We start from the raw sequence: 12,508 nt of genomic DNA, 5'->3' as shown, positions 1-12,508 counted from the left end.
CCATACCAGAGCCAGGTCAATAACAAATGATGTTTTGGGCGGGGCCCCGCATGAATTTCTTTCTGGAACAAGTTCAGTCAGGCCGTGTTGTTGATGATCCAACCTCACCAGGAGATGCAGATATGGCGACGACGAAGGCGGCCTCGAACAAGGGCCTGAACGAACTTTTCCACGACACGCTGAAGGACATCTATTTCGCCGAGAAGAAGATCCTCGCCACGCTGCCGAAGATGGCCAAGGCGGCACAGGATGACGCGCTGAAGGCCGCGTTCGAAAAACATCGCGACCAGACCGAAGAACATGTCGCGCGTCTCGAGGAAGTCTTCGAGGTGATCGACAAGAAGCCGGCCGGCAAGACGTGTGCCGCCATTATGGGCATCACCGAGGAAGGCGCCGAGATCATGGACGAGTACAAGGGATCTCCGTCGCTCGACGCAGGTCTGCTGGCCGCTGCTCAAGCCGTCGAGCACTATGAGATTTCGCGCTACGGCACGCTGAGGACCTGGGCGCAGGAGCTCGGCCTGACCGAAGCCGTCACCCTGCTCGACAAGACGCTGAACGAAGAAAAGGAAACGGACGCAGCGCTCACCCAGCTCGCCGAATCCGCGGTCAATGTCGCGGCTGAAGCCGCGTAGCGACGATCCGCGCCCGGGCGCAGCTTTCCCTTGGTCCAGCTTCCAGCGAGCCCCGGCAGATTGCCGGGGCTCGCTGCTACTTGTTGGACCCACTTTCAATCGAATGGCGACCGCCCTTGCCCACGACACCCAACGATCACGCCGAGTTGCAGGACCGATAAAGCCGTTGCGGGTAACAGAATTGGCGCGCCGGTTCTTGTAGCGACCGGGAAGCTCTTGACGGTCAAAACCCACAAACCCATATCGCCGCTGGGCTTGGCCGCTGTCGGTCCCAAGCCTTCGCCTAAACTCAATTGTTCGTTCGATTGGAGGACCTTATGAACGATCGGATATTCGACAGCCCTGTTTTCGTGAAGACCGAAAACAGCCTCATCCAGGAAATCGCGTGCCTGGAAGATGCCCTGGAATTTCTCTACGCGTGGCCCAGAAACAGGCGCGGACCCATATTTGAAACGGCCCTTCGTGCCTGCCAGCGGGCATTCGACAGCGGCTATCCGCTGACTGCCGCCAGAGATGCCTTTCGCGGTTTCGCAAAGTCGGTCAAAATTCTTGAGGACGTGAGCGTCCCCTTGCCATGGATGACCGGCAAAGGCGGCCGCGGCGGCGGACTGACTGTTTGAAAGTATCGCGGTTATATGGGAGTTCGCGATGCTTTCCAAACCTTTCGAGAAACCCCTTCGCGTTTGGGTCGGACTGGGCTTTCCCCGGCAACTGAACACCGTCGTCGATGCCTATCAGTTCGCGATCGACTGGTGCGGCAATAGCCCGGAGCAGAAAGCGGCGATCCGCGCCTGTAAGGCGGCCTTGGTTGGCGACGTCGACGCGGAAACCGCGCGAGGCGTTTTCGCCGCGTTCGCGCGCAGGAAGGATATCCTGGTCGAGGACGGAGCAATCCCTCCCGCCATCGGAAAAGCCCAGCCGTCACATCACCAATGATGATCGGAGCGCCCACGACCATTGTCGGGGCGCCTCGCACCAAACCTGGATAAATGATGAGGAACCTTCGATGGCAGAACTAGCCATTAGAAAACCCGTTCATGAGGTAAACGCCGCCCGATACGACAGCGATTGCCAGGAAGCGTTGGCTGGCTCTCTCGATGGCCTGCTAGCACAGGCGGAAGCTGCGGGCTGGGACAGGAACCGTGCCGCGTCGGCAGTAATGTATCTTGCGGCAAAGCGCCTCAATGCACGTGCCGAAAGCTAGCAGGACCGCGAGCAGCGAATATCGCGTATGCCAAACTACGGCCACCTGATATGCGGTGCAGCATGTCATCCGGTCTCGTCCCTTGAACTGGATGACCTGTCTTCGAACGGACGCCCACCAATCGCGAATGGTGGGCGTTCAAACAGCTGACGAAGAAGGGACTCAAATCTTCGTCAAATCGTCCCACAAGAATCCGCCTCGTCGGCGTGAGGTTGCAGGGTTCGCCCGGCCCGGCTACCCGGCACGTCGGTTGTTGCCGGCCCAGCTTTCGAGTTCCGCCGATAGCTGGCCAGGGTCAATGACGCCCCGCCTGAAAAGGCACATGATTTTCAGCGCAACCTGTTCGCGCTCGATCTCGCCGGCAATGCCGTGTTTCACGCAGAAAGCATTGAGTGCATTCGCCAGAATTGCCAGTTCGGCAGGTTCGGCTATTCCGTGACCCACCATGCCTGCCTCCCGGTCTGAGGCGACCACATGATAGCCGGTTCCAAACATCCTCCTTGCTCCTGCCAGCTACGGACGACTGAAATGGAACCTCGATCAGGGTTGTCAGTTCCATTGCAAGGCGGGCCAGCATGACCAGATCGTCGCTTCATCTTCTCAAGGGTGCAGGGTATCTGATTTCCACGGTGAGCGTGACGCTGCTGGCGATCGTCAGCTGGGACAGCGCATCGAAAAGTCCGTTGCTGATCGCTTGCCTGCTCGGCGGAGCCGCTACCTCGGTTATCGGCATGTTCTGCCGCTGGCTATCCTACGAAATCGAGAAACGTCAGGAAGAACGGCGGTAAGGCGTCCGAGGTTGGTATCAGCCTTCGCGGCGCAGGACCCGTGTGACAAGCAGGGTGACCAAGCTGCTGAGGACAATCCATGCGACGATCTCGCCGCCGAATGCCGGTGACCGAGGAGCCTCCCTGCTGACTGTGCCAGCGCTGGCCGGCATCGCCGTCTCGGGTTTGGCTACTTGTTCGGCATGGCGCTGCGCAGCCCGGTCGTTTGCGTCTGCCATGACCGGCGCGAGGTCGCGCCGGCTGCCGCGGCGCACCGAATAGGCGCGCGTGATCTCGGCGCCGAAGAGAAAAATCTGCGCCGAATAATAGACCCATACCAAAACGACCATCAGCGCGCCGGCGGCACCGTAGGAGGTGGCGATGGCGCTGGTGCCGATATACCAGCCGATCAGCGACTTGCCGATGGTGAAGAGAAGCGCGGTGCCCAGCGCGCCGATGCCGACATCGCGCCATTTGAGCGTGCGGTCCGGCAGGACCTTGTAGATCGCGGCGAAAAGCAGCGCGATCAGGACAAAAGAGACGATCGTGTTGACGCCGCTGACGATCACGCCACCGAACGGCAGGCGCCGGTTGATCAATTCGCTCAGCGCCGAGATCGCCGTGCTTGCCGCGAGCGATACCAGCAGCAGGAAGCCGAGCGCCGCGACGAGACCGAGGCTCGCCGCCCTCGCCCGCACAAGGCGCGACAGCGACACGCCATTGGGCTTCACCTTCCAGATTTCGTTGAGCGACTGCTGCATCTCGCCGAAGACGCCCGACGCCGTGACGAAAAGCGTCACCAGTCCGATGAGCGTGGCAAGCGTGCTCGACCAGCGCTGCGCGGCGCTCTCGACAGTGGCCTTCAGAAGGTCGGCGCTTTGCGGCCCCATCACGCCCGAAATCTCGGCTGACAACGCGATCTGGGCCGCATCATTGCCGATGACGACACCGGCGATCGCCACGACGATCAAAAGGATCGGCGCCAGCGAAGTGGTGGCGTAGAAAGCGATCGCCGCGCCGTGGCTCAGCGCATTGTCATCGATATAGCCGGTGACGCTTTCCTTCAGCAGTATCCAGCCTTCGTCGAGCCAGCGCGGCATCTTCCCTCACTTCTGACGCGGATCCTCGAACCGGGCGCCGATGGTGGGAAAGTCGCCTGCCCGACGCTTCCCGACTGCTTCGGCCAGAGCCAAAGCGGCGTTGATCACTTCGGCCTGGATGTCCTTGTCGGCGTCGAGCTCGTCATGGCTGTTCGCATAGGGCTTCCAGTAGCCGATATAGCGGTCGAGCTCCGCTACCTCACCGATCGCGTCGAGCTTCATCGAACGCAGCCAGTCGGCGAGCGCGTGCCGTACATTGGCGGCGCCTTCGGTGTCGCCATGGACCACGACCGAAAACAGCCGGCCGGCGAGATGGCGCGGATAGTCCCAGCCGGCCAGCTCGACCTTTTTGGCAAGCTCCGCACCCTTGCCCTGCGTCAGCGTCGGGTCAGGATTGCCCCCATCGGCGCAGACCAGCCGGTCCATCATCAACTTTAGCGGCGATGACGTCTGGTACCAGTTGACAGGCGTGACAATCATCACGCCATGCGCTTCGACCCACAGCGGATAGATGTCGTTCATCCAGTCCTGGACCTGGCCGAGAGAGTGGTTCGGATAGCATGAGCACGGCCAGTGGCAGAGGGCCGCCGCTGTCGAGAAGCATGCCTTGCAGGGGTAGATCTTGCGGCCGTATTCCGAAGCAAGCCGCGACAAATCGAGCACCTCGACCGAAAAGCCCTGCCTGTCGGCAATGGCGCGTCGCGCCAGCTCGGCCAGGCGAAAGCTCTTCGACATCTCGCCCGGACAGGTATGCTCGCTGCGCGAGGAGCCGTTGATGATCAGGATGCGCGAGGGCGCGGCCTTATCCTCGTGCCGGCGCTGCGCGGCCTCGACCGCATCATGCGCGGCGATCCATTCGACCGAAAGGTCGTAGCCGGGGTCGTGGAAGCCCTGCCCCGCCTTCCGGGTCACCGGGCTCTTGCGTTCGTCGCTATAGGCCCGCCAGGCGATCTGGGCCAGCCGGCCGATGGCGTCGGCTTCCACCTCGAAGGCCGGGTCGTAGAACAATTTCCTGTAGCGCTGTTTGAATTCCGCCTCGCCGAGGCGCGGGCTTGGCATGCCCTTGCGCGGTTCTATGGCGGCTTTGTCGGATTGTGTCTGTTCTGCCATTTGCTGCCCAAGCCAATACGGAGCGGGCCGGGTGGGACAAGAGCTGCCTTTTCGTTGGCCAGGACGTGAAGCCGGAGAAACCAGCCCTGTTCTCTTTGCCACCGGGTCCGGCTGACGCGGCCCGCTGAAAACAACCCGGTGCCGGCGCGATGGTTCCGGCCACCTATCGATGAGTGGCCGCGTACGACCAATGCTCAAGCCTAGGCAAAGCAATGGCGTTCAACTAGCCTCAGGCCGGGATCAGAGGCGCGGGGGGCCATGCGATGAAGGTCAATGTCGTCTACGCGCATCCGGCGCAGGACAGCTACCTGGCGTCGCTGCACCGGCGCGTCGTGGAGATCCTGAAGGCCAGGGGCGACGAGGTCGTCGACTTCGATCTCTATGCCATGAAATTCGACCCCGTCATGCGGGTCGATGAGTTGAAGGGGCACGCCGGTCCGTCGCCCGCGCCGGCGGATCTGCAGGTCTACATCGACGCACTGCAATGGGCGGAAGCGTGCGTGTTCTGCTTCCCGACTTGGTGGTCGGGCATGCCCGCTGTTCTCAAGGGATATTTCGACCGCGTGTGGCGGCCGGGCGTTGCCTTCGAACTATCGACGGATGGCGGCACGATCAAACCGGCGCTTCTGAACATCCGCCGGATGGGCGTGGTCACCACCTTCGGCTCGCCATGGTGGTACACCAGGCTCTATATGCAGGACCCGGGCAGAAAGGTGCTTTTGCGCGGCTTGAAATCCATGTGCGGACGCACGGAGAAACACCTCTATCTGGCTAAATATTCGGTGGAGAACATTACCCGCGAGGAGCGGGCAAAATTCGCCCGCAATGTGGAGCGGCGGTTCGAACGATTTTGAGCGGGTCCGTCTCCGGAATTTGCAATGAGGGACAATGGATATATATTTAGCTGACTAAGTGATTCATGGCGCGGTGAGCCGATGGCCAAGAAGAAAGACAGGCAAGCTCCTTCCGAGATTGCGGCGGCCTCCCCGGCCGAGATCAGTGAAGCGGCTTATTTTGCCCGCAAATGCGGCCTCACCCGCGACGAGGCATTGCAGATAATGCGCGAAGCCCAAGGCTCGCCGGCCGTCAAGCCGGCGGCGGACGAGAAGCGCAAGCACTGACCTTGGATGCGGGTTTCATTGACCCGTCTGCGGCGGAACTTCGCCCGGCTTGATCACCGGCATGTCGCTGCCTGTCGGCGGGGGCGGCGTCGCGTTCTTGTCGCCGGTCGGGGGCGGCTTCAGCACGCCGCCGCAATTGCCGAGCTGTTCCGACAGTTCATCCGTATCGGCCTGCTGCTTCTGTTTTTGCTGCTGGTCGTTGGCATCGGGCTTGGCCTGGCAGTTCTGCGCCTGCTGGTCCTTCGGTTGCGCGGCAGTCTGGGCCGCCGCCGGCAGGGCCGGGATCAGGGTCAGAGCCGCAATGAGAAGCGCTTTTTTCATGAGATCCTCCTCATGGGTCAGTAACCCCCGATGATCGGCAGGATTTCGCCGGTGATGTAGCTCGAACATTGCGGCGAGGCCAGGAACACATACGCCGGCGCGATCTCCTCCGGCTGAGCCGGCCGCTTCATCGGCGTCTTGGCGCCGAATTGCGAAACGTCTTCCGGTTCCTTCTCGGACGGATTGAGCGGCGTCCAGACCGGACCCGGCGCCACCGCGTTGACGCGGATGCCTTTGCCGATAAGGTTGCCGGAAAGCGCGCGGGTGAAGGCGTGGATGCCGCCCTTGGTCATCGAATAGTCGACCAGTTCCTTCGACCCTTCGATGCCGGTGACCGACCCGGTGTTGACGATCGCCGAACCCGGTTTCATGTGCGGCACGGCTTCCTGCGCCATGTGGAAATAGCCGTAGAGATTGGTCTTCAGCGTGGTGTCGAAATGCGCTTCGGTGAGATCGGCGAAATCGGCCGAGTGGACCTGGAAAGCCGCGTTGTTGACCAGCACGTCCAGCCTGCCGAAGGCCTTGACCGTCTCATCCACCGCCTTGCGGCAGAAGGCACGTTTGGCGACGTCGCCGCGCAAAGTGATGCAACGCCTGCCCTCCGCCTCGACCGCTTGCTTCGTCGCCTTGGCGTCACGGTCCTCGCTGAGATAGACGATGGCGACATCGGCGCCCTCGCGTGCGAACAACACGGCCACGGCGCGGCCGATGCCGGAATCGCCGCCGGTAACCAGCGCGACCTTGTCCTTGAGCTTGCCCGACCCTTGCCAGAACGGCGCGTCATAGAGCGGCGCCGGCTCGATCGCCCATTCCTCGCCGGGCTTGGGGTGATGCTGCTTTGGGAAAGGCGGCGTGGGATATCTGCGGGCGCCGGCCTGCATGGCGCCCGGGGCTCTCGGCTTCGGCTTGCTGCGGTCCGTGGCATCGACCTTGCGCTGGACGCCGCGCTGCCTGCGCGCGGTCTTGGCCGTATCTGTCTTCTTGCCGGCGGATGATTTTTTGGCCGTGTCGGTTTTCGTTCGGCTGGTGGTCGGCATGGTGGTCTCCTTTTCAGAGGACAACGCATGCCAACGGAAAAGGTTGGCCCCGGTTCGTCGCACCTCGCCGAGACGCGTAGGCGTACATCAAAGTTAAATGCGGCCGCCCGGCCGCGGTGCTAACCCTTGGTCATTGGGGGGACTCTTCAGGAGGAGTCCCATGGACGTTCGAACTCTCATCGGCAGCCTCTCGGCCGCAATGCTGCGCCGGCGTGCCGCAGCGCCGCCAATCCCGGTCAGGGTGATCCGCGCCTCGCTGGCGGATGTGCCGCTCAGGCCGCGCCCGCGTCCGCCGCACCGGCCGGCGCCGCCGGCCCGGCCCGCGAGCAATATGTAGGCTCAGATTTGTAGCCTCGAACTGGCCGGCCGGATGCAACCGACTGGCGGAGTCATCGTTTATCGCCATCCGAAATTTTTACGGTGAAACATGAAATCCTTGTCTATGAACAGCCCGCTTTTTATTCTCGCCGCCGTCATGATCACGGCCGCTCCCTTCGCCGGCCTTGCCTGGCGGACGCGCGAATGGCTCGGGTGGTGAACGACCGATGAGCCGTTTCCTGCCCCTCACCATACGCTTCGTCAATGGCGGCACGATGGTGGTCACCACCGTCGCGGAGGCCAAGAAGGCGCTCGGAGGCACATGGAAGAACAAGGAGGCGCCGGCCTATCTCGAAGCGGCCCGGCTGGTGGACGACGCGATCGCAGGCACCTGCCGTCCGGCCATCGCCTTTGCCGCCTTCAAGAAGGTCGCCGCGCAGCAAGGCCTCCTGAGGCCCGCCCAGCCGAGTGCCGCGCTCACCATGCTGGACCAGTTGTGGTCGCGCTCCAAGACCCCGCCCAGCTAGATGCCTATCTCGGCTCGCGTGTCATGCTGAGATAGGTTGGATCGAATTCGGCGATCGTAACCAGCCGCTCCCAGTCGAGGATCGTGACCATATGGCTTGTCCAGTTGATCACGTTCATGCGGCGCAGGGTGCCGATGACCCGGTTCATATGGACAACGGAGAGGCCGAGTACGTCGGCGAGTTCGGCCTGCGAGAGCGGCAGATGGAAGCTCATCTCGCGGGTCTTTTTCACCACCTGCAGCCTGACGAAGAGCTCGCATATCAGATGCGCGAGATGGGAGGTCTTGGAGCGCCGGCCCATGGCCACGATCCACTCGCGGTGAATGGCGCCATCGACCAGCGTGTCGAGCCACAACAGCCGGGTGAGGTGCGGCGCCTGCTCGGTGATCGTCTTCAGCTTGCCATGCTCGGCGGCAAGCACATGGCACGGCGAAAGCGCCATGATGCCGTGATCCATCGTCTTCAGCAGGAAGGCGTGCAGGTCGACGAAATCGCCCGCGACCTGCAGTGAGGTGAACTGCCGACCGCCATCCTCCAGCACCTTGTAACGGGCGGCGAGCCCGTCGATGATCAGCGTGCTGTAGGTCGGCCGCGTGCCTTCGGTGGCGATATCCTCGCCGGCGGCGACATATCGTTCGAGCGACATCGCGCCGACGAGCAGCGCCTTCTCTTCTTCCGACAGGGCGTCATGCTGGCCGAGGTTGAGGTAGAGCGATTCCAGCATTCGGGGTTCTCCATTCGCAACAGCTAACGCCGCAGGGCTGGACCGGTTGCGGGCGGCCGCGCAGCAAGGGCGGGCGCGCTGCGGATTTCCCCTCAGGATCAACCGCTTGGAACCATGATCGCGGCCAGGGATTGAACTTGCGAACCGCCTGGAGTGCTTCATCGATGGAACGCTATTATTTTGACCTCTATAACGCCGAGCATGGCCAGGTTGACGACCAGGGGCAGCTTTTTGCCAACCGCGAGCGCGCCCGCCTTGAGGCGTTGCGCATCCTGCAGGACATCGCCCGCGACGAGGCGCCCGGGACCGAACAGTTGAAGATCACCGTGAAGCTGCGCACCGAGAAGGCGCAGATCTTCGAGGCGTCGCTGACGCTGGACTCGACCTGGATCTGAGGCGTTCGGCCCTCAGCGCCGCATCCCGCAGGAGGCAAGCATGTTCGCCGATTTTGAGGCATTGGAAATCGACACTGGCGAGGCGCGCATCTTCGCCCGCCAAGCAGGCAGTGGGGCCGGCCTGCTTCTGCTGCACGGCTTTCCCGAGACGCATGTGATGTGGCGCGACGTGGCGCCCAGCCTGGCGCGGGATTTCACCGTCGTCTGTGCCGATCTGCGCGGCTATGGGCAGAGCTCCTGCCCGCCATCGGCCGCCGACCATGCGCCCTACGGCAAGCGCGCCATGGCCGCCGACATGGCCGTGCTTATGGAAGAACTCGGCTTCAAACGTTTCCTAGTCGCCGGCCATGATCGCGGCGGGCGCGTCGCCTACCGGCTGACGCTCGATCATCCGGACCGCGTCGAGAAGCTCGCCGTGCTCGACATCGTCCCTACCGCGGCGGCCTGGGACCGGGCGGATGCGAGACTCGCGCTAAGCTTTTGGCCGTGGTCGCTGCTGGCGCAGCCCGAGCCGCTGCCGGAGACGATACTGGCGGCGGCGGGCGAAGCAATCGTCGACAATGCGCTTTCCGGCTGGGGATCCGCAGCCGACGCGTTCCCGCCCGGCGTGCGGCAGGCTTATGTCGATGCCCTGCGCGATCCGGCGCATATCCACGCCATCTGCGAAGAGTATCGCGCCGCGGCTTCGCTCGACCGTGTGCACGACCATGCGGACCGGGAGGCCGACCGGCGTATATCCTGCCCCGTGCTGGCGCTGTGGAGCGAGCATGGGGCGCTGGCCGAATGGTATCGGGACGAAGACGGACCGCTGGGCATATGGCGGAACTGGGCCGACGATGCCAGCGGCGGAGCGATGCCCGGCGGCCACTTCTTTCCGGAGGAGTCGCCGATCGAAACGGCGGCCACGCTCGACGCCTTCTTCTCCGGAAGATAGAGAGGCTCTTTGCCGGAGATGGCGCCGGCCGGCCAAGCGGCCGGCCGGCCTGGCTCACATCAGCATCAGGTAGAGCAACGGCAGGGCCGCCAGGCCGATTGCCATTGCAATGAGCGCGGCATGGCCGAGGCGCTCCGCGCGCCTGGCAATGTCGGCGACCTCGTTCTCGTCGTTGATGACATCGAGGAACGAAAGATCGGCACGGGTGGTACGCTGGTTGTCGTTGGCAGGCAGGCTTTCGGCATCCTGCCGAGCGGGCTTTGCAGAGATATAGGTCAAAACGTCGTCTCGCTCCGAAGCCGACTGCGCGGCCTTCTTGTTTATGGATATTGGTGTCCGCCGGAATTGCGCGGGGGGCGACCGGCGGACACCATGATGGCCGGCGATGGAGGGGGCTTTTTCGTCGGCCGCTCACCAATTCGCAAAAAGAGATTTGGTTGCACAGGCCGGCCCAATGCGCGGGCCGGATCGGACTTCAGTCTGACCGAGTCACGAAATGTTTCGGCCGGAACATCGGTTGCCGGCGCCTGTTCTCCTTACTCAGGGATGTTGGACGCGTCCTTGAATTTCACCCTCAAGAAAAATCCGAAACAACGGAGAATTCGATATGCCCAATCAAGGCGGAACCCACGAACAGCACGTCAAGGCCGGCCAGCAGAGCCACAAGAACCGCGAAGACCAGCATCGCGGCAGCGGGCAGCAGCAGGCCGAGGACCGCAGCATGGGTCAGCGCAGCGCCGGCCAGCATCGAGGTGGCAGCGGCAACTTTGCCGAAGACCGCCAGCGCGCCTCCGAGGCTGGCCGCAAGGGCGGTCAGCGCTGAGTTTCAAAATGGCGTCCGCGTTTCGCGGACGCCATTTTCGTGTCCCGCGACTTCCAGCTGTTCCGCGACTTCCAGCCCGGGATGGAACCTCTTCCCCCTCCTCCAGTTCCCTTAAGGGCCGGCCGCCTCAAGCGAAGCCGTCGCCGCAGGGCGTTACATGGAGGCACCAATGTCCTTGCATACACTTCACCCCGAACGCGTCGACGAGACCCGCATGCAGGCCTATTCGATCTTCGGTCCTTTGCTGATTCATTCGCTGGCGCAGAAACTGGCGCTCTGCCAGGGGATACGCGAACTGGACAAACTCGAACAATCGCTGGTGCGGCTGATCGAGGAGACCGACGTCGCCGCGCCGCAGGGCGAGGAGATGAAGGAATTCGCTGTCGAGCTCATCGTGTCGACGCTGCGCAATGTGCGCGAGCATCCCGACGCCAAGCAAGATCTGGAAGAGATCGACGGACGCCGCGCCGAAGGCCGTTCGGAAGATCCGGACACGCTGGAAGAGCAGTTGCAGTCCGGCCTTGAGGACTCCTTTCCGGCAAGCGATCCGCCGGCCGTGGTCTCGACCGCGATCACCGGCGGCTCGAAGGACATCGTCGGCACCGACGAGGTGCTGCGCCGCAAGAAGCAAGCACGCCGCAGGCAGTCCCAGACGGCGACCTGATAAGGCGGAAATCGAAGGAGGCCCGAGATGACCCAGGCGAACGACAATATACCGAACCGGCCGGGCGCCGCCGATGCGCCCTCGACCGGCAATTTGCCGACCAAGGGCGGCGACGATCCCGATGTGCGCTTCCTGGCGGAGCACACCGATCTTTCGCCGAAGCAGGCTCGGGAGTTGATCCGCGAGCACGGGCACGACCGCGACAAACTGCTCGAGATCGCACGGACCATGAAGGCGGAGGGCTGACCCTTCTACGAAAGCGAGGCAGACCATGAGCAACGAACCACATCCGGGACGGCCCGGAACGACCGAGCAATGGCCGCGCTGGGAGGGCCCGAAGGGCAACCGCCCACCGGGCTATCTGAGGCCGAAGGACGATCCCGACAAGAACCGCGACGCGGCCGGCGAGAACAACAAGGATCCGGAACGGTCCGACCTCGGCGACGTCGCTAAGAAGAAAGGTTCCTGAGGCCGATTTCACTCAGCGCAACAAGGAGCAAGCAAATGCCACGTGGCGACAAATCGAAATACTCCGACAAGCAGGAACGCAAGGCCGACCATATCGCCGAAGGCTATGAAAAGCGCGGCGTGTCCGAAAAGGAAGCCGAGCGGCGCGCCTGGGCGACCGTCAACAAGGACGACGCCGGCGGCAAGAAGGAAGGGGGCTCCGGCCGCGGCAAGCACACCGGCAATCCGGCCGCGCACAAGGGCGGCAGGACGGGCGGCAAGGCCTCCAGCGAGCGCTCCGCGGCGGACAGATCGGCTTCGGCGAAAAAGGCGGCGGCGACGCGCAAACGGAATGAGAGCCACGCGCATCATTGAGGACTT

Annotated in this window: 22 protein-coding genes; 15 read left to right on the top strand and 7 right to left on the bottom strand. The window is 63.1% G+C overall.

Annotation, left to right across the window (positions count from 1 at the left end):
- The first annotated feature begins 122 nt into the window (after nt 1-122).
- The 3 genes from FJ418_RS20945 (at nt 123) to FJ418_RS20935 (ending at nt 1,571) form a co-directional block, all read left to right on the top strand.
- A complete protein-coding gene (locus FJ418_RS20945; RefSeq protein WP_140640919.1) occupies nt 123-635 on the top strand; it encodes a ferritin-like domain-containing protein in 513 nt (170 codons plus the stop codon).
- Nucleotides 636-952: 317 nt separating this feature from the next.
- The gene (locus FJ418_RS20940) at nt 953-1,255 is read left to right on the top strand and encodes a DUF982 domain-containing protein (protein WP_140868848.1); all 303 of its coding nucleotides are present in this window, start codon (nt 953-955) and stop codon (nt 1,253-1,255) included.
- A 28-nt stretch (nt 1,256-1,283) separates the two neighbouring features.
- On the top strand, nt 1,284-1,571 hold the full coding sequence (locus FJ418_RS20935) for a DUF982 domain-containing protein (protein WP_140785403.1): 288 nt from the start codon (nt 1,284-1,286) through the stop codon (nt 1,569-1,571).
- 502 nt (nt 1,572-2,073) lie between these two features.
- On the opposite strand, the gene FJ418_RS20925 is transcribed toward FJ418_RS20935, so the two are convergent.
- On the bottom strand, nt 2,074-2,334 hold the full coding sequence (locus FJ418_RS20925; RefSeq protein ID WP_140710110.1) for a hypothetical protein: 261 nt from the start codon (nt 2,332-2,334) through the stop codon (nt 2,074-2,076).
- An 80-nt stretch (nt 2,335-2,414) separates the two neighbouring features.
- Between FJ418_RS20925 and FJ418_RS20920 the strand changes: the two genes are divergently transcribed.
- Entirely contained in the window at nt 2,415-2,627 is a 213-nt protein-coding gene (locus FJ418_RS20920) for a hypothetical protein (RefSeq protein WP_140868845.1), read from the top strand.
- Nucleotides 2,628-2,644: 17 nt separating this feature from the next.
- On the opposite strand, the gene FJ418_RS20915 is transcribed toward FJ418_RS20920, so the two are convergent.
- Nucleotides 2,645-3,706 carry a YihY/virulence factor BrkB family protein gene (locus FJ418_RS20915; protein ID WP_140868843.1) on the bottom strand — a complete coding sequence of 354 codons (1,062 nt, stop codon included), beginning with the start codon at nt 3,704-3,706 and terminating at the stop codon, nt 2,645-2,647.
- Nucleotides 3,707-3,712: 6 nt separating this feature from the next.
- A complete protein-coding gene (locus FJ418_RS20910; protein WP_140868839.1) occupies nt 3,713-4,816 on the bottom strand; it encodes a flavodoxin family protein in 1,104 nt (367 codons plus the stop codon).
- Between the two features lie 263 nt (nt 4,817-5,079).
- Between FJ418_RS20910 and FJ418_RS20905 the strand changes: the two genes are divergently transcribed.
- On the top strand, nt 5,080-5,670 hold the full coding sequence (locus FJ418_RS20905; protein WP_140868836.1) for an NAD(P)H-dependent oxidoreductase: 591 nt from the start codon (nt 5,080-5,082) through the stop codon (nt 5,668-5,670).
- 81 nt (nt 5,671-5,751) lie between these two features.
- Nucleotides 5,752-5,937, top strand: coding sequence for a hypothetical protein (locus FJ418_RS20900; RefSeq protein WP_140640903.1), 186 nt, complete (start codon nt 5,752-5,754; stop codon nt 5,935-5,937).
- A gap of 15 nt (nt 5,938-5,952) precedes the next feature.
- On the opposite strand, the gene FJ418_RS20895 is transcribed toward FJ418_RS20900, so the two are convergent.
- Both FJ418_RS20895 and FJ418_RS20890 read right to left on the bottom strand, forming a co-directional pair.
- Nucleotides 5,953-6,258 carry a hypothetical protein gene (locus FJ418_RS20895; RefSeq protein ID WP_140652002.1) on the bottom strand — a complete coding sequence of 102 codons (306 nt, stop codon included), beginning with the start codon at nt 6,256-6,258 and terminating at the stop codon, nt 5,953-5,955.
- A 17-nt stretch (nt 6,259-6,275) separates the two neighbouring features.
- Nucleotides 6,276-7,295, bottom strand: coding sequence for an SDR family oxidoreductase (locus FJ418_RS20890; protein ID WP_140868833.1), 1,020 nt, complete (start codon nt 7,293-7,295; stop codon nt 6,276-6,278).
- 160 nt (nt 7,296-7,455) lie between these two features.
- On the opposite strand from FJ418_RS20890, the gene FJ418_RS31995 reads away from it, so the two are divergent.
- Nucleotides 7,456-7,632 carry a hypothetical protein gene (locus FJ418_RS31995; protein ID WP_181167016.1) on the top strand — a complete coding sequence of 59 codons (177 nt, stop codon included), beginning with the start codon at nt 7,456-7,458 and terminating at the stop codon, nt 7,630-7,632.
- Nucleotides 7,633-7,840: 208 nt separating this feature from the next.
- On the top strand, nt 7,841-8,140 hold the full coding sequence (locus FJ418_RS20885; RefSeq protein ID WP_140640897.1) for a DUF982 domain-containing protein: 300 nt from the start codon (nt 7,841-7,843) through the stop codon (nt 8,138-8,140).
- Nucleotides 8,141-8,144: 4 nt separating this feature from the next.
- Here FJ418_RS20885 and FJ418_RS20880 read toward each other — a convergent pair whose 3' ends face one another.
- Nucleotides 8,145-8,864, bottom strand: a complete 720-nt coding sequence (locus FJ418_RS20880; RefSeq protein WP_140640895.1) for a Crp/Fnr family transcriptional regulator — start codon at nt 8,862-8,864, stop codon at nt 8,145-8,147.
- Nucleotides 8,865-9,028: 164 nt separating this feature from the next.
- Between FJ418_RS20880 and FJ418_RS20875 the strand changes: the two genes are divergently transcribed.
- Entirely contained in the window at nt 9,029-9,259 is a 231-nt protein-coding gene (locus tag FJ418_RS20875) for a hypothetical protein (RefSeq protein WP_140868830.1), read from the top strand.
- A 40-nt stretch (nt 9,260-9,299) separates the two neighbouring features.
- Nucleotides 9,300-10,193, top strand: coding sequence for an alpha/beta hydrolase (locus FJ418_RS20870; protein WP_140868828.1), 894 nt, complete (start codon nt 9,300-9,302; stop codon nt 10,191-10,193).
- Nucleotides 10,194-10,247: 54 nt separating this feature from the next.
- On the opposite strand, the gene FJ418_RS20865 is transcribed toward FJ418_RS20870, so the two are convergent.
- Entirely contained in the window at nt 10,248-10,472 is a 225-nt protein-coding gene (locus FJ418_RS20865) for a hypothetical protein (RefSeq protein WP_140640890.1), read from the bottom strand.
- A gap of 328 nt (nt 10,473-10,800) precedes the next feature.
- Here FJ418_RS20865 and FJ418_RS32715 point away from each other — a divergent pair, with 328 nt between their 5' ends.
- The 5 genes from FJ418_RS32715 (at nt 10,801) to FJ418_RS20840 (ending at nt 12,502) form a co-directional block, all read left to right on the top strand.
- The gene (locus tag FJ418_RS32715; RefSeq protein WP_140868826.1) at nt 10,801-11,016 is read left to right on the top strand and encodes a KGG domain-containing protein; all 216 of its coding nucleotides are present in this window, start codon (nt 10,801-10,803) and stop codon (nt 11,014-11,016) included.
- Between the two features lie 169 nt (nt 11,017-11,185).
- Complete coding sequence (locus FJ418_RS20855; RefSeq protein ID WP_140710096.1) at nt 11,186-11,680, top strand: hypothetical protein; 495 nt, start codon at nt 11,186-11,188, stop codon at nt 11,678-11,680.
- 27 nt (nt 11,681-11,707) lie between these two features.
- Entirely contained in the window at nt 11,708-11,926 is a 219-nt protein-coding gene (locus tag FJ418_RS20850) for a hypothetical protein (protein ID WP_140652012.1), read from the top strand.
- Between the two features lie 25 nt (nt 11,927-11,951).
- The gene (locus tag FJ418_RS20845; RefSeq protein WP_140640884.1) at nt 11,952-12,149 is read left to right on the top strand and encodes a hypothetical protein; all 198 of its coding nucleotides are present in this window, start codon (nt 11,952-11,954) and stop codon (nt 12,147-12,149) included.
- A gap of 35 nt (nt 12,150-12,184) precedes the next feature.
- Complete coding sequence (locus FJ418_RS20840; protein WP_140868824.1) at nt 12,185-12,502, top strand: plasmid stabilization protein; 318 nt, start codon at nt 12,185-12,187, stop codon at nt 12,500-12,502.
- The last annotated feature ends 6 nt before the right edge of the window (nt 12,503-12,508 follow it).

It is taken from the genome of Mesorhizobium sp. B2-8-3 (assembly GCF_006440815.1).
Lineage (GTDB): Bacteria > Pseudomonadota > Alphaproteobacteria > Rhizobiales > Rhizobiaceae > Mesorhizobium.
This window is presented reverse-complemented; position numbering and strand designations above follow the sequence as displayed.